This is a genomic window from Sphingomonas sp., from assembly GCF_023266535.1.
GTDB lineage: Bacteria > Pseudomonadota > Alphaproteobacteria > Sphingomonadales > Sphingomonadaceae > Sphingomicrobium.
Genome location: NZ_JAHFPY010000051.1, coordinates 1 through 19,878 on the forward strand (window position 1 = coordinate 1; position 19,878 = coordinate 19,878).

A 19,878-nucleotide genomic window follows, 5' to 3' on the forward strand; every position below is an offset into this window, starting at 1 on the left:
TTTCAAGGAATGACCATGGCTGATTTCGACTACGACGTGCTGGTGATCGGCTCCGGCCCCGGCGGCTATGTCGCGGCGATCCGCGCCGCGCAGCTCGGCCTCAAGACCGCCTGCGCCGAAGGCCGCGAGACCCTGGGCGGCACCTGCCTCAACGTCGGCTGCATTCCGTCCAAGGCGATGCTCCATGCATCGGAATATTATGACGCCGCCGCCAATGGCGCCTTCGCCAAGCTCGGCATCAAGGTGAAGCCCGAGCTCGACCTCGACACGATGCACGGCCAGCGCAAGGATGCGGTCAAAGGCCTCACCGGCGGGATCGAGTTCCTGTTCAAGAAGAACAAGGTCGAATGGCTGAAGGGCTATGGCACCTTCACCGGGCCGAACAGCGTCAAGGTCGGCGACCGCACCGTCACTGCCAGAAACATCGTCATCGCCACCGGCTCGTCGGTGACTCCGCTGCCGGGCGTCGAGATCGACCAGAAAGTGGTGGTCGATTCAACTGGCGCGCTCGAGCTTCCCAAAGTGCCCGCGCATATGGTGGTGATCGGCGGCGGCGTGATCGGGCTGGAGCTTGGCTCGGTGTGGCGGCGGCTGGGCGCCAAGGTCACCTGCGTCGAATTCCTCGACCAGATCCTGCCCGGCTTCGACGGCGAGGTCCGCAAGGAAGCCAACAAGATCATGAAGAAGCAGGGGATCGAGTTTAAGCTCGGGACCAAGGTCACCGGCGTCACCGTGAAGCCTGCCCCGGCGAAGGCCGGGGGCGGCAAGGCGACGCTGACCGTCGAGCCGGCCAAGGGCGGCGCTTCCGAAACGATCGAGGCCGACTGCGTGCTGGTATCGATCGGCCGCCGGCCCAACACCGAAGGCCTCGGCCTCGACAAGGTCGGCCTTGCCACCAACAACCGCGGCCAGATCGACACTGACCATGATTTCCGCACTTCAGTGCCGGGCGTCTGGGCGATCGGCGACGTCATCCCCGGCCCGATGCTGGCGCACAAGGCCGAGGACGAAGGCATCGCCGTCGCCGAGAATATCGCTGGGCTGACCGGCATCGTGAACCACGATGTCATCCCGTCGGTGGTCTACACCATGCCCGAGATCGCCGGTGTTGGGCTGACCGAAGAGCAGGCCAGGAAGAAGGGCGAGGTCAAGGTCGGCAAGTTCCCGATGCTCGCCAACAGCCGCGCCAAGACCAACCATGAGCCCGACGGCTTCGTAAAGGTGGTCGCCGACGCCAAGACCGACCGGGTCCTCGGCGTATGGTGCATCGCCTCGGTCGCAGGAACGATGATCGCCCAGGCCGCGCAGGCGATGGAGTTCGGCGCCACCAGCGAGGACATCGCCTACACCTGCCACGCCCATCCGACCCATTCGGAAGCGTTGAAGGAAGCGGCGATGGCGGTGACGGGCAAGCCGATCCACATTTAGACTTGACCTACCTACATGGACCAAGCTCATTTTGAGCTAATGGCCGGGAAGGGGTGTCGATGAGCTTCAATAATGCGCTGGCGGCGCTGCTAGTTACTATTTCGGGCGCCGCACTTGCTGAACCAAATCCGGACACCAAACCGGTCAAGTTGGCGGAATTATATGTCACGCCCTATTACGATTCGGGCAACTCGCCATTTTCGGACAGGCGGCAGGTCCATGTTGGCAAGGACTTCGATCCTCTCCTCGTCTCCGATCGCCTTGAGGATGTTCTAAAGGCCCGAGATTTGGTTTTGGCCCAGCCGGATCTCGTTACACCGATGACGATGATGGTGTTGGCGGCACGGCTTTATGACCTCGGGCAACGCGATGATGCAGTGTTTTGGTTCTATGTCGCTAAAAATCGTTACATCACTTTGATGGATGTCATCGATATTCAGTCGTCGGGGCTCTCGGAGCCTGCCCAGGCAATGAACAGCTTCCATGAGCTACTGGGCCCGATCATCAACAGTTACGCCTTCTGCAATATTGCCAATCAGCAGGCAATCCGCAGACGCGCATTCGATTGGGCCAAGGCCCACGCCTATCAGGCCATATTTCTTAGTCAGTTGACTGCGTCGGAGGGCGGCGATCGCAAAGTAGCGCTCGAGCGCTCCTATGCTTCAATCGCGGAAGGCATGGCGAAGGAGAGTGCCTACTTGGCCGATCCAAAGAATGCCACAGAGATTCTGGAAACCCGGCGCAAGAATCATGTGATCGAGCAGTTTTGTTGGTAGTCGGTCGGCGATGGCGGTGACGGGCAAGCCGATCCACATCTGAAAAACCGCCCAACGATTAACCTTAATCATATAAAAATCATGACGGCAGTGTGACGCGCCGCTAATCACCGCGCCTTCGCTGATTCGTTGTTGGTGGCCTCGGGCAGGTTTGCCGGTCAGACCTTCGGTTCGGCGTAATCGGGGGGTGTTCATGGGGGATCTTCGTACGACGTTGCGCCGCTGGCATGTCGGGTTGTGCTGGCTGGTTTGCTTGCCGATACTGCTCTGGACGGTGTCGGGCCTGGTGATGGCGGCCAAACCGCTGGAGGAAGTGCGCGGCGACAGCCTGGTCGCTCCGCTCAAGCCGATCCAGATTGGCTCGCCACTGGCCGTCCCGCAAATCGAGGGCAGGCCGGTCACCGCGTTCAAGCTGGAATCGCGCGCCGGCGGGCCGCGCTGGATCGTCACGTTCGCCGACGGGGAATCGCGCCAGGCCGATCCGGCTACCGGCAAGCTGCTCCCCAGGCTCGGCGCGGCCGACGCGGCGCGCGAGGTGGCGGATCGCAGCACGAGCAAGGCGAAAGTAATTTCCACCAGCCGGATCGACGCCAACAGCCCGCCGCTCGAACTGCGCAGCGCGATGAACGGCTGGCGGGTCGCGTTGGACGACGGCACCAACTTTTATGTCGATGGGGGATCGGGTGAGATCGTCGCGCATCGCACCGGCTGGTGGCGCATGTACGACTTCATGTGGGGCCTGCACATCATGGACCTGCAAGGCCGCGCCGACACTAGCAATCCCTGGGTAGTGACCTTTGTCGCCCTGTCGATCCTGATGGTGCTGTTGGCCCTGGTCCTGCTGCCGTTGACGCTTCGCGGCAACGGCAACGGCGCGGGCGGCGGGAACGGCAAGTAGGCGCCATTGCGCTTGACTTGATTGAACGTTCAACTAAGAAATCGACATGGGCGGCAAGGACACCCGTGCGCGGATCGTCGAGGCAGCGATGGAGCTGTTCTGGGAGAAGGGCTTCTCCTCGACCTCGATCGCCGACATTTTGAGCCGCAGCCAGGTCAACAGCGGCAGCCTCTATCATTTCTTCCCCGGCAAGCAGGATGTGCTGCTGGCGGTGCTCGAGGGCTACCGCGACGGCATCGACGAGATGCTGCTCGGCCCCGCCTGGAACGGGATCGACGACCCGGTCGAACGCGTCTTCGCGCTGCTCGCGCTCTATCGGCGGCTGATCGTCGAGACCGAATGCCAATATGGCTGCCCGATCGGCAGTATCGCGCTCGAGCTGCACGATGCCGATCCGATCATCCGTCAGCGGCTGGCCGAGAATTTCACCGGCTGGGTCGATGCGGTCGAGGCCTGCCTGCGGTCCGCGGAGGGCCGTTTCCGGCCCGGCACCGATTATCGGGCGCTGGCCGAAATGGCGCTCAACGTGATGGAGGGCGGCGTGATGCTGTCCCGGACTTTTCGTGACGTCGCCCCCTTCGATCGGGCAGTCGCGCAGTACAGGGCGTATCTCGATGCGCTGATCGAGAAGGAGGCGGCGCTCTAACCAACGACAACAAGAGGGGGTGATGATGCCGGAAGTGAATTGGGTGGCCGTGGGCCTGTGCGGCGTGAGTTCGCTGGTGCTGGGCGGAATCTGGTATTCGCCGATGCTGTTCGCAAAGGCCTGGCAGCGGGCAGCGGGGCTCAGCGACGAGCAGGCGCACAGCGGCAACATGGCGATGATCTTCGGTCTCGCCTTCTTGCTTAGCCTGATCGCCGCGGCGGTATTCGCGATGTTCCTTGGCAAGACCATGTCGCTCGGCGCGGCGACTGCCGCCGGCTTCTCCGCCGGCCTGTGCTGGGTCGCCGCATCCTATGGCATCAGCTATTTATTCGAACGCCTTCCGCTTAACCTGTGGCTGATCAACGGCGGCTACCACACCGTCCAGTTCACGCTGTTCGGCCTGATCCTCGGCTGGATGAAGTAACTCAACTCCAGCCGGTTCAGACCCCTAGCATTCGAGCCAGCCAGCCGCGGTCGTCTGCGCTCAGGCGCGGGGCCACGGCTGAGGGCGGGCATTCGAGGCAGCGAGCCTGGATGGTCGGGCCATTGAGGATCGAGCGGACTTCGGTAATGGCGCGGGCCAGTAGGCTCTCGGGCGCGGGCGCGAGTGTCGCCAGCGCGTCGGCCGGGGCCTGGTCGTCGCTGGTTTCATCGCCGGCGACATCGGCGAACAAGGTGTCGGCAAAGCTTGGCTCTTCGGTGAGGTAGGTCAGCCCGCGCTCGTCCTCGCCAAGCTTGGCCAGCTCGGCTGCCTTGGCCACCGCCTCGTTCATCCCGCCAAAGCCGTCGACCAGGCCAAGCTGACGGGCGCTGCCGCCATCCCAGACGCGGCCCTGGGCGATGCGATCGACATCGGCCGGCGATTTGTGGCGCGCATCGGCGACGATCGTCAGGAATTTGCGATAGACCTGCTCGACTCCGGCCTGGATCAGTGCGTCGGCGGCGTCAGACGGACCCTTGAGCAGGTCGGGCTCGCCCGACAATGGCGTGGTCTTGATACCGTCGGCGCCGACGCCGAGCTTGGCCAGCGTGCCCTCGAAGCTCGGAAGTACCCCGAACACCCCGATCGAGCCGGTAATGGTCGACGGCTCGGCGAACACATAGTCGCCTGGGGTCGACACCCAATAGCCGCCCGACGCGGCGACATTGCCCATCGACACGACGACCGGGATTTTCGCCTTCTTGGCGCCCAGTAGGGACTGGCGGATGCGTTCAGCGGCCAGCGCCGATCCGCCGGGGCTGTCGATCCGTACGATCAGCGCCTTCAGATTGTCCTTGGCGAGGCCCTTGTCGATCAGGCGGGAGATGGTCTCGCCTCCGGCCCGGCCCGGGCCGGCCTTGCCGTCGACGATCTCGCCGGCGATGGTGATAACGCCGATCGGCCCTTCGGACCGGTCGATTGCCTCATCCTCATAGGCCGCGAGCTTGATCCGCTTGTAAGGCTGCGGACCCTTGTTGTCCTTACCGCCCAGCTCGGCCAGCCGCGCCTCATAGTCGCGGCGCTCGCCAATCTTGTCGACCAGCTTCAAGTCAACCGCGGCCTTGGCGAGATCGCCGCCGGCGGCCTTCGATACGCCAACCGGATCGGCCAGCATGCGACCCAGCCCGGCGACGGAGGCGGGACGGGCGCGAGCGATATCCTCTTTCCAGGTTTCGAGCAGCGCGTCCCCAAGCGCTTGCGCATTCTCGCGCGCCTCGGGCGACATGTCGCTCCGCATGAACGGCTCGACCGCCGATTTGTAGGTGCCGACGCGATAGATGTTGGCGGTCACGCCGAGCTTGTCGAGCAATCCTTTGAAATAGAGGTTGTTGCCGCCAGGTCCGGCGATCGCGATCGCGCCCATGGCCGGCAGCCAGACTTCGGATGCATGGGAGGCGAGCTGGTAACGGTCGTCGGTGTAGCCGGTGGCGAAAGCAACGACCGGTTTGCCGCTCTTTTTCACTTCGTCGAGTTTTTCACCGAGCGCGGAGATCGCCGTTTGGCCGCCACCGAGAAAGCCGTCGAGATCGAGCGCAACCGCCTTGACCCGGTCGTCGTCCTTGGCGGCGTCGAGCGCGGCGACGAGCTCTCTCAGCTCGAATTCGCGGGTCACGTTGCCGGTCCCGGCCAGCGTTGAAAGGGGATCCGGCCGCTCGGCCTGCTCAACCAGCACGCCATCCAGGTCCATTGCCAGCACGCCGTCGCCGACCGCCTCTGGCCGCACCGACAGGGCCGCGTAAAGCAAGCCGAAGAACATCAGCATGAACAGCAGGACGAGCGCGTCCTTGATCCCCACCAACAGGTGCCAGATGGCCTTGACGAACCGCATCTTGTCCAAACTCCGAACGATTTCCGATCCTGCCTAGAGCAATAGTCGGCGGCCGCCCAAGGAATTTCGACCAATGTTCCCCGGCGAAGGCCGGGGTCCAGGAGCGCGAGCTTCTCCCCCCGCGCTGTTGACGGCTGCTGGGCAGCCGCCTGGGCCCCGGCCTACGCCGGGGAACAGCTAGCGGAACTTGCCCAACCTGCTAACTCGCCCGTCGTGAATCGCGCGCCTGCCATTGAGTCCCGTACCACCCCTTGGCGTGACGAGCTTCGCGCGACGCTGTCGCTTGCCTGGCCGCTGATGCTGGCCAACCTCACGATGCAGCTGATCCAGGCGACCGACGTCATTCTGTTGGGGTGGCTCGGACCGACCGAGCTCGCCGCTGCGGCATTGGGCCTCAGCCTGTCGTTCGGCATGGTGCTGTTCGCGCTGGGCGTGCTCACCGCCTCCTCGCCGATGATGGCTTCGGCGCTCGGCGCACGCTTCAACTCGGTGCGCGATGTGCGGCGCACGTTCCGCCAGGCGACCTGGGCGGCGGTGCTGATGGCCGTGCCGACCATGATCGTCCTGTGGAACGCGGAACATGTCATCCTCGCGTTCGGCCAGACCTCTGAGCTGGCCCGGCTCGGCGGCTGGTTCCTGCGCGGTTATATGTGGGTGATCCCGTCGTGGATGCTGTTCCAGGTGCTGCGCAACTTCGCATCGGCGCTCGAGCGGCCCGGCTGGGTGCTGGCCATCAGCGCGGCCGGCATACCCCTGAATGCGGTGATCAGCTGGGCGCTGATCTTCGGGCATCTTGGCCTGCCGGCGTTCGGCTTGATCGGCGGCGGGATCGGTAGCTCGATCGTCTGGTTCGCGATGGCGACCGCACTGGCGATCGTTATCCTGGTCGACCGCCAGTTTCGGCGCTTCCATTTGTTCGGCCGCTTCTGGCGGCCCGACTGGCCCCGCTTCCGCCAGCTGTTCCGGCTGGGCGGCCCGATCGGCCTGACGATGGGCTTCGAAGGCGGCGTGTTCAGCGCCGCGGCCTATCTGATGGGATTGTTCGGCGCTCCGTCGGTGGCGGCCCATCAGATCGCGCTGCAGGTCGCGGCGACCACCTTCATGATCCCGCTGGCGCTGGGCCAGGCGGCAACCGTGCGCGTCGGCCTCGCCTATGGCCGCAAGGACGCGGACGGAATCGCGCTCGCCGGATGGACATCGTTCGTGCTCAGCATTGGCTTCATGGCGGTCATGGCCGCCCTGATGTACATTTTCCCGCGCGACCTCATCACCCTGTTTCTCGACGATACACCGACCAACGCGACGGTCATCTCGCTCGGCGTTTCCTTCCTGATGGTCGCGGCCCTGTTCCAGATCGTTGATGGGGCTCAGGTGGTTGGTGCCGGCATGCTACGCGGGCTGCATGATGCGCGGGTGCCGATGATGTTCGCCCTGTTCGGCTATTGGGCCATCGGGCTGGGCGTGGGCGTCGGCCTGGCCTTTGCGATGGACTGGCGAGGGATCGGCATCTGGACCGGGTTGGCGGCCGGACTCGGGGTGGTGGCAATTCTAATGATGTGGCGCTGGAGCCGGCGCGATCGGCTGGGCCTGGTTGGAAGGACTCACTGACATGGTCCAAATTCAGGTTTACGAGGGATCGCGAGATGTGCTCGACCCGTTATTTGCCGAGGCCGACGATTCAGAGAGCCAGATTGCCGGTTACAAGAATCTTGGCGAGATCCTCGTCGCCGTCGTCGACGGCAACATCGTCGGCCAGGTGCTAATTGCCGAAACCGATGATCCGCGGACGTTCGAGATCAAAAGCCTTGCCGTTGATGAAAGCTGGCGTTCTCGAGGGATTGGCGCTGCACTGGTCCAGGCGGCATGTGCATACTGTCGCCAACGACGGGTAAGTTCGGTGCTGGTCGCGACCGCAGCTGCGAGTATCCCCGCCCTTAAATTCTATCAGCGGCAGGGCTTTCGCATTCGCCACGTCATTCGCGATTTCTACTCCCCGGAGCGCGGCTACCGGCCGCTGGAATTGGATGGCATCCCTTTGCTCGACGAGGTCATCCTCGACCGCGATCTCGGCTCGCTATCAGCCGCGTCCGTCTGACCCGCATTTGAAATTTCCCGTCGCCGCGGGTGTTGACGGGTAGGATTGCCCGACCCATATGCGCGGCATCGCTGGCACTCTTGCTGTAGGAGTGCCAAGCTATATTTCAATTTGTAGAAGCTAAAGGGTCAAGCAACATGGGTTTCAGGCCGCTTCATGATCGTGTCCTCGTCCGCCGGGTCGAGGCCGAGGAAAAGACCGCGGGCGGGATCATCATTCCCGACACCGCCAAGGAAAAGCCGCAGGAAGGCGAAGTTGTCGCCGTCGGCACCGGCGCTCGCGCCGATGACGGCAAGGTGACTCCGCTGGACGTCAAGGCCGGCGACCGCATCCTGTTCGGCAAATGGTCGGGCACCGAAGTGAAGATCGAGGGCGAAGACCTGATCATCATGAAGGAAAGCGACATCCTCGGGATCGTCGGCTGAGCTGTCGGGTCGGGCGCCTAACTCCACGGTTTTGGCGTCCGTCTCCATGAATTTAGTGAACTTAACACCGGAAAGGGTAGCCAGATGGCAGCCAAGGACGTGAAATTCTCGCGGGACGCCCGCGAGCGGATTCTGAAGGGCGTCGACATTCTCGCCGATGCCGTCAAGGTGACGCTGGGCCCCAAGGGCCGCAACGTCGTCCTCGACAAGAGCTTCGGCGCGCCGCGCATCACCAAGGACGGCGTTACCGTCGCCAAGGAAATCGAGCTCAAGGACAAGTTCGAGAACATGGGCGCGCAGATGCTGCGCGAGGTCGCCTCGAAGACCAACGACATCGCCGGTGACGGCACCACCACCGCCACTGTGCTTGCCCAGGCGATTGTCCGCGAGGGCATGAAGTCGGTCGCGGCCGGCATGAACCCGATGGACCTGAAGCGCGGCATCGATGTTGCCGTGGCCAAGGTGGTCGAGGACCTCAAGAAGCGGTCGAAGCCGGTCTCCGGTTCGAACGAGATCAGCCAGGTCGGTGTCATTTCGGCCAATGGCGACACCGTCGTCGGCGAGAAGATCGCCGAGGCGATGGAAAAGGTCGGCAAGGAAGGCGTGATCACCGTCGAAGAGGCCAAGGGCCTCGAATTCGAGCTCGACGTGGTCGAGGGCATGCAGTTCGACCGTGGCTACCTCTCGCCCTACTTCATTACCAATCCGGAGAAGATGTCGGTCGAGCTGGCCGATCCCTACATCCTGATCCACGAGAAGAAGCTGTCAAACCTTCAGGCGATGCTGCCGATCCTCGAAGCGGTTGTTCAGAGCGGCCGTCCGCTGCTGATCATCGCCGAGGACATCGAAGGTGAGGCGCTGGCCACGCTGGTGGTCAACAAGCTGCGCGGCGGCCTCAAAGTTGCTGCGGTCAAGGCCCCGGGCTTCGGCGATCGCCGCAAGGCGATGCTCGAGGATATCGCTATCCTGACCGGCGGCGAGATGATTTCCGAGGATCTCGGCATCAAGCTCGAGAATGTCACGGTCGGCATGCTCGGCACGGCCAAGCGCGTCTCGATCGACAAGGACGACACCACCATCGTCGATGGCGCCGGAACGCACGAAGCGATCAAGGCCCGCACCGAAGCGATCCGCCAGCAGATCGAGAACACCACCAGCGACTATGACCGCGAGAAGCTCCAGGAGCGTCTCGCCAAGCTCGCCGGCGGCGTTGCCGTGATCAAGGTCGGCGGCGCGTCGGAAATCGAGGTCAAGGAGCGCAAGGATCGCGTCGACGACGCGCTCCACGCGACCCGCGCCGCTGTCGAGGAAGGCATTGTTCCGGGCGGCGGCACCGCGCTGCTCTATGCCACCAAGGCGCTCGACGGGCTCAAGGGCGTGAACGACGACCAGACCCGCGGCATCGATATCGTCCGCAAGGCGCTCTACTCACCGGTCCGCCAGATCGCCCAGAACGCCGGCCATGACGGCGCGGTGATCTCGGGCAAGCTGCTCGAGGGCAAGGACGAGAAGATGGGCTTCAACGCCCAGACCGAAGTCTATGAGGATCTGGTCAAGGCCGGCGTGATCGACCCGACCAAGGTCGTCCGCACCGCGCTCCAGGATGCCGCGTCGGTCGCGGGCCTGCTGATCACCACCGAAGCGGCGGTCAGCGAGATGCCCGAAGACAAGCCGGCAATGCCGATGGGCGGCGGCATGGGCGGCATGGGCGGGATGGACTTCTAAGCCCGAAGCCTAATGCTGGTTCAAGGGAGGGGCGGTGTCTTCGGGCGCTGCCCCTTCTTCATTGGCGAGACTGTTGAGCATCGTTTCCGCATCGTTGAGCCGGTCGGCCTGTTCGGCGGTCGGGGCTGCCGGCTGTTCCTCCCGGTTGCATGCCGTGAGCAAAAATATCGTGGTCAGGAGAATCTGTTTCATCCTGGCCAAGGTAGCACCTTGGCCGAATGCAAAAAGGGCCGCCCGGACTAGCCGGACGGCCCTTTCTATCGCTTTACCGTCAAACGGCGCGACAGCTATGCTTACATCGCGTTGCCAGCGGCGTTTGCGTCGGCCGCGTTGGCGTCGGTCGCGTTGGCGTCCATAGCTGCATTAGCGTCGAGAGCGTTGTCAACGGTCATCGCGGCATTGGCATCGGCTTCGGCAGCGTTTTCGGTAGCTGCGTTGGCGTCGGCGTCAGCGGCTTTTTTGTCGCACGCGGCAAGGCCGAGCGCGAGGACCGCAACGGTCAGTGCAACCTTCTTCATGATCGTTCCATTCCTTGCTTATGGGGAATAGCCTCCCTTTTGGGGAAGCCACTCCGGCTCGGCCTCACGCAAGCGTCAGGCCAGCGGCCGGAAATATTGATGTTTCGCGCGTCACGCAATCGTCATTTGTTGCAGACCCATAAAAGTTCCTGCGACCTCCTTCCCGATTGACCGATATAAAGACTTCCTTATATCCTTAAGCCGTGACCCGGGATTTGCAGCTTGCCGCGCTTTTTCAAGCATTGGCCGACCCGACGCGGCTTCGCATCCTGGCGTTGCTGCGTGCGATGGAGCTTTCGGTTGGCGAATTGGCCCTGTTGCTGGGCCAGAGCCAGCCGCGGGTTTCGCGGCACGTTAGGATCCTGAGCGACTCGGGCCTGATCGGCCGGCGCAAGGAAGGCAGCTGGGTCTATCTGCAGCTGGCCGATGCCGACCGAACGGAGCGACTGTTCGAGCTTTACGATGGCGTCGATTCCGAAGCGGAGCAGCTGTTCACTGCCGACGCGGCGCGGCTGGAGGCGGTTCGTGCCGATCGAGCCGAGGCGGCGCGCCGCTATTTCGAGGTCCACGCGGCCACTTGGGAAAGTATTCGCTCGCTGCACATCGCCGATTGCGAGATCGAGCGGGCCATTGCCGGCCTGCTGCTCGAGCGGCCGCTGGGGACCTTGCTCGACATCGGCACGGGCACCGGGCGGATGCTCGAACTGTTCGCCTCCGACGCGAATAACGCCATCGGAATCGATCGCTCGTCGGAAATGCTTCGGCTAGCTCGGGTCAAGCTGGAGGAAGCCGGCATTTCCAGCGCCAGCCTGCGGCAGGGCGACATGTACGCGCTCCCGCTTGGCGACCAAAGCGTCGACAGCATCATCCTGCACCAGGTGCTGCATTATGCCCAGCAGCCGGGTGCGGCGATTGTCGAGGCAGCAAGGGTATTGTCCCCAGGAGGGCGGCTGCTGGTGATCGATTTCGCCCAGCATGACCGCGCGGAATTGAAGGAGCAGGATGCGCACCTTCGCCTTGGTTTTGCCGACGACGCCATGCGCGGCTGGTTCAAGTCGGCGGGCCTGGAGCTTGACAGGATAGAGCGATTGGGCGGGGGCGAGCTGACCGTCATATTGTGGCGCGGGGTCAAGGCAGCCGATGCCAAGCGGCAGCAGGCCGCGGCATGAACCGCGCAAGCCAGATCGCCATCGAAACCCATGCGCCGCTGTTCGCGGAACCGCGCGGCGACATCCGGGTGAGCTTCGAATTCTTCCCGCCCAAGAGCGAGCCGATGGCGGAAACGCTGTGGCGCTCGATCGAGACGTTGGCACCGCTTAGGCCGCGATTCGTCTCGGTGACTTATGGTGCGGGCGGATCAACCCGCGAGCGGACGCATGCGACGGTCGAGCGGATCGTCAAGGAAACCGACCTCACGCCGGCCGCGCACCTCACTTGTGTCGGTGCCACGCGAGCGGAAATCGACGCGATCGCCCAAAGCTATTGGGAAGCGGGCGTCAGGCACATCGTCGCGCTGCGCGGCGACCCGCCTGAGCAAGGGACGCGATATGCGCCGCATCCGGGCGGTTATGCCAATGCCGCCGAGCTGGTCGCCGGGCTGAAGGCCGTCGCACCGTTCGAAATTTCGGTCGCCGCCTACCCCGAGATCCATCCCGACTCCGATTGCGCCGACAGCGATCTCGACAATCTATTGAGGAAAATCGACGCGGGCGCAGACCGGGCCATTTCGCAGTTCTTCTTCTCGGCCGACTGCTTCTTCCGCTTTCGCGACAAGCTGGCCGAGCGCCGGCCGGGCGTCGAACTGGTGCCCGGCATCCTGCCGGTGACCAATGTCGCGACGACCCGCCGTTTTGCCGGCCAATGCGGAGCTGCTATCCCGGACTGGCTGGACCGGTTGTTCGAAGGCCTGGACGAGCTACCCCAGGCGCGGCAGCTGGTCGCGGCGACGGTTGCCGGCGAACTATGCGGCCAGCTCTATGCGGGCGGGGTCCGCCATTTCCACTTTTACACGCTCAATCGGGCGGAGTTGGCCTACGCCATCTGTCACTTGCTGGGAGTACGCGCATGAGTGCCGCCAAGGAGTTTCGGGCGGCCGCGGCGGAGCGCGTGCTGGTCAAGGATGGCCCATATGGAACTGCGATCCAGGCGGAGCGGCTTGCCGCGGAGGACTATTGCGCGGGCCTCGACCTGTTCAGGGATCAGAAGGGCAACAACGACCTTTTGAACCTGACCCAGCCCGGCATCGTGCGAAAGATCGCGGAGGCCTTCATTGCCGCCGGCGCCGACATCCTGGCCACCAACACCTTCAATGCCAATCGCATCAGCCAGGCCGACTATGGCGCGGAAGCATTGGTGCCGGACATCAACCGCGCCGCGGCCCAGATCATCCGCGAAGTGGTCGATGCCGCCAAGGACGGCAGGAAGCGCTGGGTTGCCGGGGCGATCGGCCCGACCAACAAGACGCTGTCGCTATCGCCCGACGTCAACGACCCAGGATTTCGCGAAGTGACCTTCGCGGAGGTGAAGGCGGTCTACCGCGAGCAAATTGACGCACTGGTCGAGGGCGGAGTCGACTTCGTGCTTATAGAGACGGTGTTCGATACGTTGAACTGCAAGGCCGCGATCATGGCTGCGCTGGAGGCCGAGCAGGCCTTGGGCCGCGAGCTGCCGATGATGATCTCGATGACGCTGACGGACCTGTCGGGGCGCAATCTCAGCGGCCATACGGTCGAGGGGTTCTGGGCCAGTGTCCGCCACGCCAAGCTATTGACAATAGGGCTGAATTGCTCGTTCGGGGCGGCACAATTGCGGCCTCACCTGGCGGCGCTGGCGCGGACCGCCGAAACGCTGGTGATGGCCTATCCCAACGCCGGCCTGCCCAATGAATTGGGGTGCTATGACGAGGCGGCGGAAGAGACGGCGGCGCAGGTCCGCGAATGGCTTGACGAGGGGCTGGTCAATGTCGTCGGCGGCTGCTGCGGCACCACGCCTGCGCATATCGCCGCCATTGCCGAGGTGGCCAAGGCAGCCAGGCCGAGAGCCATTCCCGCGGCGCCAAGCAATACATTGCTATCCGGCCTCGAACCGATGGTGCTAGCGGCGTGAACGATATTTCCGGCGCCGGTTTGGGCGCGCGGTTCGTCAACATCGGCGAACGAACCAATGTTACCGGATCGGCCAAGTTCAAAAAGCTGATCCTGGCCGGCGATTACGATGCCGCGGTGACCGTCGCGCGCGACCAGGTCGAGGCCGGGGCGCAGATCATCGATGTCAACATGGACGAGGCCCTGCTTGACGGCGAGCTGGCGATGGCGACCTTCCTCAAACGCCTGGCCGCCGAGCCCGACATCGCCCGCGTGCCGGTGATGATCGATTCATCGAAGTGGAGCGTGATCGAGGCCGGGCTGCAGTGCGTGTCGGGCAAGCCGATCGTCAATTCGATCAGCCTCAAGGAAGGCGAGGAGTTGTTCCTCCAGGCAGCGCGCAAGGTGCGGGCCTATGGCGCGGCGGTGGTCGTCATGGCGTTCGACGAGACCGGCCAGGCCGATACCAGGCAGCGCAAGGTCGACATCTGCCAGCGTGCCTACAAGCTGTTGGTCGCGAATGACTTCCCGCCCGAGGACATCATCTTCGATCCCAATATCTTCGCTATTGCGACCGGGATCGATGAGCATCGCCGCTATGCAATCGACTTCATCGAGGCGACCAGGGAAATTCGCGTCCGTTGTCCGCACGTCCATATTTCGGGCGGGCTTTCGAACCTCAGCTTCTCGTTCCGCGGCAACGAGCCAGTGCGCCGCGCGATGCACTCGGTGTTCCTGTTTCACGCCATTCCCGCCGGCATGGATATGGGCATCGTCAATGCCGGGCAGCTCGACGTCTATGACGAGATCGATCCCGAGCTGCGCGAGGCGTGCGAAGACGTCATTTTCGACAAGCGCGACGATGCCACCGAGCGGTTGATCGTGCTGGCGGAGCGATTTCGGGGCACCGATGCGGCCGAGGAGAAGAAGGCGGCCGAATGGCGCGGCTGGCCGGTTCGCGAGCGGCTGAGCCATGCCCTGATCAAGGGCATCGACGAGCATATTGTCGCCGACACGGAGGAGGCGCGCCTGGGGTTAGCCACGAGCGGTGGGCGCCCGATCGAGGTGATCGAAGGGCCGCTGATGGACGGCATGAACGTCGTCGGCGACCTGTTCGGGTCGGGCAAGATGTTCCTGCCGCAGGTGGTCAAGTCGGCCCGGGTGATGAAGCGCGCGGTGGCGCACCTGATCCCGTTCATCGAGGAAGAGAAAGAAAAAACCGGCGCGACCCAAGGCAAGGGCCGGATCGTCATGGCGACGGTCAAGGGAGACGTTCACGACATCGGCAAGAACATCGTCGGCGTGGTCCTGCAGTGCAACGGGTTCGAGGTTATCGACCTGGGCGTGATGGTGCCGTGGCAGACGATCCTGCAGGCCGCCAACGACAATAAGGCGGACATGATCGGCCTTAGTGGCCTGATTACGCCGTCGCTGGACGAGATGGTGACGGTTGCGGGCGAAATGCAGCGCGCCGACTTGCAGTTGCCGCTGCTGATCGGCGGGGCAACCACCAGCAAGGTGCACACGGCGCTGAGGATCGATCCGGCCTATGAAGGGCCGGTGATCCATGTGCTCGATGCCAGCCGAGCGGTCGGTGTTGCCTCGTCATTGGTGTCGGACACGCAGCGCGCCCCGCTGATCGCGACCACCGCCGAGGATTATGACAAGATTCGCGTGTCGCGGGAGCGCAGTGGCCACAGCGAACTGGCAACGTTGGCCGACGCAAGGGCGAACGGCTTCGCCTACGATCCCGGAGGCAAGGCGCAGCCCCCGCAATATCCGGGCCTGCATCATTTCGGCGAGTGGCCGATCAAGGATTTGAAGGCCTCGATCGACTGGACGCCATTCTTCCGGGCGTGGGAACTGGCCGGCACCTATCCGGTGATTCTCGACGACCCGGTGGTGGGCGAGAGCGCGCGCAGCCTGTTCGCCGACGCTCAGCAGATGCTCGACCAGATCATTGCCGAGCGCTGGGTTACGCCCAAGGGAACGGTCGGGCTGTGGCGCTGCCGCCGCGAGGGCGATGATGTGCTGATCCTGGCTGGCAATGACTGGGTCCGCGTCCCCTTCCTTCGCCAGCAGGTGAAGAAGCGCGAAGGCCGGCCCAACATGAGCCTGGCCGACTTCATCGATCCCGATGGCGAGGATTGGATCGGCGGGTTCGCGGTCGGCATTCACGGAATGGAACCGCACCTCGAACGGTTCAGGCAGACCGTCGATGACTATGACGACATATTGTTCAAGGCGCTGGGCGACCGGCTTGCCGAGAGCTTTGCCGAGGTGCTGCACGCGCATGTCCGCAATAAGCTCTGGGCCTATGCCGACGAGCATTTCTCCAACGCACAGCTGATCCGTGAAAGCTATCAGGGCATTCGCCCCGCGCCCGGCTATCCGGCCTGCCCGGACCATAGCTTGAAGCCGATCCTGTTCGACATGCTGGGTGGCGCACCGGGCGAAGTCACGCTGACCGAGAACTTCGCGATGTTGCCGACGAGCGCGGTGTCGGGGTTCTACTTTGCGCATCGCGACGCCAGCTATTTCGGCGTGGCGCGGATCGGGCAGGACCAGCTCGAAGATTATGCCGCGCGGCGCGAGGTGGACCTCGAGCAGGCGACAAGATGGCTGCGGCCCAATCTCGACTAGTTCACCTACTCAAGCTAGCGGTTCGGTTGTGAGCTCATACTCGTCATCCCCGCGAAAGCGGGGACCCAGATTTCTTGCTTGGCTAGGTTCCCGCTTTCGCGGGAATGACGACTGGTGGGTAGCGTTGCTGCTACTCGCTTTCTTGCCGTTTTCCGCCGCCGCGCAACTCGCGCCGCGCGAAAATGCGATCCGCCCCGAGCTTGTCGCCGAAGGGTCGGCGGTGCCGGGCGGTGAGGTCGAGCTGGCGATCGTCATGCACACCAGCCCCGGCTGGCACGGCTATTGGCTCAATCCGGGCGATGCCGGCCTGCCGATGAAGATCGAATGGCAGTTGCCCAAGGGGGCGGGACTGGGGCCGCTGCGCTTTCCGGTGCCCGACCGGCTGCTGGTCGCCGGAATCGTCAACTATGTCTATGAGCGCGACCATGCGCTGCTGACGCGGCTCAGTGTCCCGAAGGACGCAAGCGGCATGCTGCCGCTTCGGGCCGAGGCGCAATGGCTGGCCTGCACCGACAAGGTCTGCGTGCCCGAGCGGGGCAGCATTTCGATCGACCTGCCCGTCGGCAAAGGTTCCGCGACCGAGCGCTCCCGGTTCGACGAGTGGCGTCGCGCCTTGCCGCGGCCGCTTGCCAGCCCGGCCAAGTTTGAGCTCGGCAAGGACAAGGTCGAGATCGCGATCCCGCTGCCGGCCAGCGTCGAGGTCGGCGAGCCCTATTTCTTCCCGGCAGAGGACGGGCCGATCGATTATGCCGCGCCGCAAGGTTTCCGGCGCAAAGGCGATTTGCTGATTGCCGAGCTGCAGCGGCGGCGCGGGGAGCCGACACGGCTGTCGGGGGTGCTGGCGCTGGGCGATGGCACCGGTCTTGAGATCAACGCGGTGCCCGGGGAAGTCCCTAATGGCGGCAACCGGATGGGCGACCTGGGCTTCAATGCCGTAGTCCTTGCCATCCTCGGCGCGCTCCTCGGCGGGATACTGTTGAACCTGATGCCCTGCGTCTTCCCGATTCTGGGGCTGAAGGCGCTGCATCTGGCCAAGGCCGGCGGCGACGAGCGGCAGGCGCGGCGTGACGCGCTGGCCTATGCGGGTGGCGCGGTGGTCGGGACGGGCGCGCTGGGCGGGCTTCTGCTGGCGATCAGGGCCGGCGGCGCGGAAGCAGGCTGGGCCTTCCAGCTGCAGGACCCGCGCGCGATCATCGTCCTGCTGCTGCTGGCGACCGCGATCACGCTCAACCTGCTCAGAGTGTTCGAGCTGCCGGTGCTGGCCGGCGAGCATGATCCAAAAGGCAGCTTCGGCACGGGAGCGCTGGCGGCGTTTGTCGCTACGCCCTGCGCCGGGCCATTCCTGGGGGCGGCACTTGGAACGGCGCTGCTGCTGCCGATCTATGGATCGGTCGCGGTGTTCGCCGCATTGGGGTTAGGGCTGGCAATCCCGTTCTTGCTGGTCGCGTTCGTGCCGGCCTTGCGGAAGCGCTTGCCGCAGCCGGGGGCGTGGATGGTGCGGCTGCAACGCTTCCTCGCCATTCCCATGGCGGCGAGCGCGGTAGGCTGCCTGTGGTTGCTTTATCGGCTGGCGGGCACCGGCGCTTTCCTGTTCGGCCTCTTTGCTGGGGCGGCGCTGACAATCTGTCTCTTTTTCGCCGGCCGAATTCAAAGGGCGGGACGTCCGCAAGTCCGGTTTGTTGCGATTCTTGCCTTGGTCATAGTGATCGCGGCGGTAGCCCGCGTGCCGATGCCGACCACCTCACACGTGTCGGCTGTCGCGGGCGGAGAGACATGGAGCGAGGCGGCGGTCGAGAAATATGGCGCCGAGGGTAAGCCGGTGTTCGTCTATTTCACCGCCGACTGGTGCCTGACCTGCAAGGTCAATGAGGCGGGCGCAATCGAGCGCGAGGCGACCCGCGATGCGTTCCGCAAGGCCGGCGTGAAGGTGCTGGTCGGCGACTGGACCAATGGCGATCCGGCAATCACTCGCTTCCTGGAAAGCCGGGGCCGAGCGGGGGTGCCGCTCTACCTGTGGTACGAGCCCGGCCAGGCCGAGCCCGAGGAACTGCCGCAGATTTTGACGCCCGGAATGCTGGTGGAGCGGGCAGGGCGGGAACCTAGTTCTCCTGCGAAGGCAGGAGCCTAGACCAGCGCCGCAGGCGCTGCCTTGGGCAGCGGACTGGACCCCTGCCTACGCAGGGGAACAGCTATTTCCGCTCCCAAACCTTTTCCCCGGCGACCCAGGTTTCCAGAACCTGCGTTCGCGCGAGCGCCTGCGGATCGACTTTGCTGACATCGCGGTCGACGATGATGAAGTCGGCCCATTTGCCGGGTTCCAGGCTGCCAATCCTGTCCTCGGCGAAGCCGGCATAAGCCGCGCCGCGGGTGAACCCGTCGAGCGCCTCGGCGAAGCTGACGCGTTGCTCGGGATACCAACCGCCCGGCGGCTGGCCATTCATGTCCTGCCGACTGACCGCGGCGGCGAGGCCGGGGAAGGGGTTGGGGCTTTCGACCGGGAAGTCGGAGCCGAAGGCGATCGGAATGCCGAGCCTCTCGACCGTCTGCCAGGCATAGGCTCCTTTCAGCCGCGGCGGATCGAGCCGCTTTTCGGCCATCAGCCGGTCACTGGTCTGGTGGGTCGGCTGCATCGAGGCGATGATCCCGGCGGGCTTCAGGCGCGGGATGTCGGCCGGATCGGCAATCTGGAAATGCTCGATGCGCCAGCGACGATTCGTGCCGTACTTTTTCGACAGCTGTTCATAGGTCGAGATGACCTGGACATTGGCGGCGTCACCGATTGCATGGATGGCAATCTGAAAGCCAAGGCTGGCGGACTTGTCCGCCTGATCGAGAATTTGGGCATCGGTCAGGAACTGAAGGCCGCGAGTGTCTGGCTTGTCGGCATAGGGCTGCTTTAGCCAGGCGCCGCGTGATCCCAACGCCCCATCAGCATAGAGTTTGACCCCGCCCTGGCGCAGGTGATCTTCATATTGCCACGGTACTGGAGCGCGAGGGGCCAAGACGCCCCGCGCAACGGAAGCGGAAAGGACCACTTCCGGCCCGGCGGCATATGACAAGATCCGAGCTTGTAGCCGCCCCTGCTTTCCCGCCCGGTTCATGGCGATCCATTCGGGCATCGACGTACCCATGTCGGCGGCTGCAGTCAGTCCGTTCGAAAGCATGAGCTCCTGCGCCTTGGCCACCGCCGCATCAAGCTCAGCGTCGGTCGGCGCCGGGATTTTCGCTTCAATCAGGCTCATCGCCGCGTCGACGATCAGGCCGTTCTCGATCCGCCCGCCGACGGGCGCCTGGGTGTTCAAGGCATCGCCCGACGCCTGAATTGCCGCGCT

General features: G+C 64.1%; 18 protein-coding genes. 14 read left to right on the plus strand and 4 right to left on the minus strand.

The genetic code is table 11. The features are described from left to right. Window positions 1–15 precede the first annotated feature (15 nt). The 5 genes from lpdA to Q0C64_RS09110 all read left to right on the plus strand — a co-directional run bounded on the left by lpdA (window position 16) and on the right by Q0C64_RS09110 (window position 4,172). Window positions 16–1,428, plus strand: coding sequence for a dihydrolipoyl dehydrogenase (lpdA, locus tag Q0C64_RS09090; protein ID WP_294122961.1), 1,413 nt, complete (start codon window positions 16–18; stop codon window positions 1,426–1,428). A gap of 59 nt (window positions 1,429–1,487) precedes the next feature. Then, on the plus strand, window positions 1,488–2,204 hold the full coding sequence (locus Q0C64_RS09095; protein ID WP_294122963.1) for a hypothetical protein: 717 nt from the start codon (window positions 1,488–1,490) through the stop codon (window positions 2,202–2,204). 253 nt (window positions 2,205–2,457) lie between these two features. After that, window positions 2,458–3,102 carry a hypothetical protein gene (locus Q0C64_RS09100; RefSeq protein ID WP_366004586.1) on the plus strand — a complete coding sequence of 215 codons (645 nt, stop codon included), beginning with the start codon at window positions 2,458–2,460 and terminating at the stop codon, window positions 3,100–3,102. A 46-nt stretch (window positions 3,103–3,148) separates the two neighbouring features. Beyond that, on the plus strand, window positions 3,149–3,748 hold the full coding sequence (locus Q0C64_RS09105; RefSeq protein ID WP_294122965.1) for a TetR/AcrR family transcriptional regulator: 600 nt from the start codon (window positions 3,149–3,151) through the stop codon (window positions 3,746–3,748). Between the two features lie 25 nt (window positions 3,749–3,773). Then, complete coding sequence (locus Q0C64_RS09110; RefSeq protein ID WP_294122968.1) at window positions 3,774–4,172, plus strand: DUF1761 domain-containing protein; 399 nt, start codon at window positions 3,774–3,776, stop codon at window positions 4,170–4,172. 16 nt (window positions 4,173–4,188) lie between these two features. Here Q0C64_RS09110 and sppA read toward each other — a convergent pair whose 3' ends face one another. Next, entirely contained in the window at window positions 4,189–6,057 is a 1,869-nt protein-coding gene (gene sppA, locus Q0C64_RS09115; protein ID WP_294122971.1) for a signal peptide peptidase SppA, read from the minus strand. A 213-nt stretch (window positions 6,058–6,270) separates the two neighbouring features. On the opposite strand from sppA, the gene Q0C64_RS09120 reads away from it, so the two are divergent. The 4 genes from Q0C64_RS09120 to groL all read left to right on the plus strand — a co-directional run bounded on the left by Q0C64_RS09120 (window position 6,271) and on the right by groL (window position 10,302). Next, window positions 6,271–7,665, plus strand: coding sequence for an MATE family efflux transporter (locus Q0C64_RS09120; protein WP_294122974.1), 1,395 nt, complete (start codon window positions 6,271–6,273; stop codon window positions 7,663–7,665). Window position 7,666: 1 nt separating this feature from the next. Further along, on the plus strand, window positions 7,667–8,152 hold the full coding sequence (locus Q0C64_RS09125; RefSeq protein WP_294122976.1) for a GNAT family N-acetyltransferase: 486 nt from the start codon (window positions 7,667–7,669) through the stop codon (window positions 8,150–8,152). Window positions 8,153–8,289: 137 nt separating this feature from the next. Next, window positions 8,290–8,577 (plus strand): co-chaperone GroES, encoded by a 288-nt coding sequence (gene groES / locus Q0C64_RS09130; RefSeq protein ID WP_294122978.1) that lies wholly within the window; start codon window positions 8,290–8,292, stop codon window positions 8,575–8,577. Window positions 8,578–8,661: 84 nt separating this feature from the next. Beyond that, window positions 8,662–10,302, plus strand: a complete 1,641-nt coding sequence (gene groL / locus Q0C64_RS09135; protein ID WP_294122981.1) for a chaperonin GroEL — start codon at window positions 8,662–8,664, stop codon at window positions 10,300–10,302. Between the two features lie 9 nt (window positions 10,303–10,311). Here the strand turns inward: groL and Q0C64_RS09140 are convergent, their stop codons facing one another. Together Q0C64_RS09140 and Q0C64_RS09145 are read right to left on the minus strand one after the other, a co-directional pair. Next, window positions 10,312–10,494, minus strand: a complete 183-nt coding sequence (locus Q0C64_RS09140; protein ID WP_294122984.1) for a hypothetical protein — start codon at window positions 10,492–10,494, stop codon at window positions 10,312–10,314. A 101-nt stretch (window positions 10,495–10,595) separates the two neighbouring features. Further along, complete coding sequence (locus tag Q0C64_RS09145; RefSeq protein ID WP_294122989.1) at window positions 10,596–10,820, minus strand: circumsporozoite protein; 225 nt, start codon at window positions 10,818–10,820, stop codon at window positions 10,596–10,598. A gap of 203 nt (window positions 10,821–11,023) precedes the next feature. Between Q0C64_RS09145 and Q0C64_RS09150 the strand changes: the two genes are divergently transcribed. The 5 genes from Q0C64_RS09150 (at window position 11,024) to Q0C64_RS09170 (ending at window position 18,674) form a co-directional block, all read left to right on the plus strand. Continuing rightward, a complete protein-coding gene (locus Q0C64_RS09150) occupies window positions 11,024–11,989 on the plus strand; it encodes a metalloregulator ArsR/SmtB family transcription factor (protein ID WP_294122991.1) in 966 nt (321 codons plus the stop codon). Further along, on the plus strand, window positions 11,986–12,888 hold the full coding sequence (gene metF, locus Q0C64_RS09155; protein ID WP_294122993.1) for a methylenetetrahydrofolate reductase [NAD(P)H]: 903 nt from the start codon (window positions 11,986–11,988) through the stop codon (window positions 12,886–12,888). The genes Q0C64_RS09150 and metF overlap by 4 nt, the downstream gene beginning before the upstream one ends. After that, the gene (locus Q0C64_RS09160; RefSeq protein ID WP_294122995.1) at window positions 12,885–13,925 is read left to right on the plus strand and encodes a homocysteine S-methyltransferase family protein; all 1,041 of its coding nucleotides are present in this window, start codon (window positions 12,885–12,887) and stop codon (window positions 13,923–13,925) included. Before metF ends, Q0C64_RS09160 begins: the two co-directional genes overlap by 4 nt. Then, window positions 13,922–16,546: a methionine synthase gene (gene metH / locus Q0C64_RS09165; protein ID WP_294122997.1), complete on the plus strand. Its 2,625-nt coding sequence runs from the start codon at window positions 13,922–13,924 to the stop codon at window positions 16,544–16,546. Before Q0C64_RS09160 ends, metH begins: the two co-directional genes overlap by 4 nt. Window positions 16,547–16,688: 142 nt before the next feature. Then, on the plus strand, window positions 16,689–18,674 hold the full coding sequence (locus Q0C64_RS09170) for a thioredoxin family protein (RefSeq protein ID WP_294122998.1): 1,986 nt from the start codon (window positions 16,689–16,691) through the stop codon (window positions 18,672–18,674). Window positions 18,675–18,735: 61 nt separating this feature from the next. Here Q0C64_RS09170 and Q0C64_RS09175 read toward each other — a convergent pair. Beyond that, a partial coding sequence (locus Q0C64_RS09175; protein WP_294123003.1) for an amidohydrolase occupies window positions 18,736–19,878 on the minus strand: 1,143 nt, incomplete at its 5' end.

Excerpts from the sequence above, each read along its gene's own strand:
- Q0C64_RS09110 (WP_294122968.1), top strand. The coding sequence starts at position 3,774 with ATGCCGGAAGTGAATTGGGTGGCCGTGGGCCTGTGCGGCGTGAGTTCG.
- metF (WP_294122993.1), top strand. The coding sequence starts at position 11,986 with ATGAACCGCGCAAGCCAGATCGCCATCGAAACCCATGCGCCGCTGTTC.
- groES (WP_294122978.1), top strand. The coding sequence starts at position 8,290 with ATGGGTTTCAGGCCGCTTCATGATCGTGTCCTCGTCCGCCGGGTCGAG.
- Q0C64_RS09095 (WP_294122963.1), top strand. The coding sequence starts at position 1,488 with ATGAGCTTCAATAATGCGCTGGCGGCGCTGCTAGTTACTATTTCGGGC.
- sppA (WP_294122971.1), bottom strand. The coding sequence starts at position 6,057 with ATGCGGTTCGTCAAGGCCATCTGGCACCTGTTGGTGGGGATCAAGGAC.
- Q0C64_RS09145 (WP_294122989.1), bottom strand. The coding sequence starts at position 10,820 with ATGAAGAAGGTTGCACTGACCGTTGCGGTCCTCGCGCTCGGCCTTGCC.
- Q0C64_RS09140 (WP_294122984.1), bottom strand. The coding sequence starts at position 10,494 with ATGAAACAGATTCTCCTGACCACGATATTTTTGCTCACGGCATGCAAC.
- Q0C64_RS09105 (WP_294122965.1), top strand. The coding sequence starts at position 3,149 with ATGGGCGGCAAGGACACCCGTGCGCGGATCGTCGAGGCAGCGATGGAG.
- groL (WP_294122981.1), top strand. The coding sequence starts at position 8,662 with ATGGCAGCCAAGGACGTGAAATTCTCGCGGGACGCCCGCGAGCGGATT.
- Q0C64_RS09160 (WP_294122995.1), top strand. The coding sequence starts at position 12,885 with ATGAGTGCCGCCAAGGAGTTTCGGGCGGCCGCGGCGGAGCGCGTGCTG.
- lpdA (WP_294122961.1), top strand. The coding sequence starts at position 16 with ATGGCTGATTTCGACTACGACGTGCTGGTGATCGGCTCCGGCCCCGGC.
- Q0C64_RS09125 (WP_294122976.1), top strand. The coding sequence starts at position 7,667 with ATGGTCCAAATTCAGGTTTACGAGGGATCGCGAGATGTGCTCGACCCG.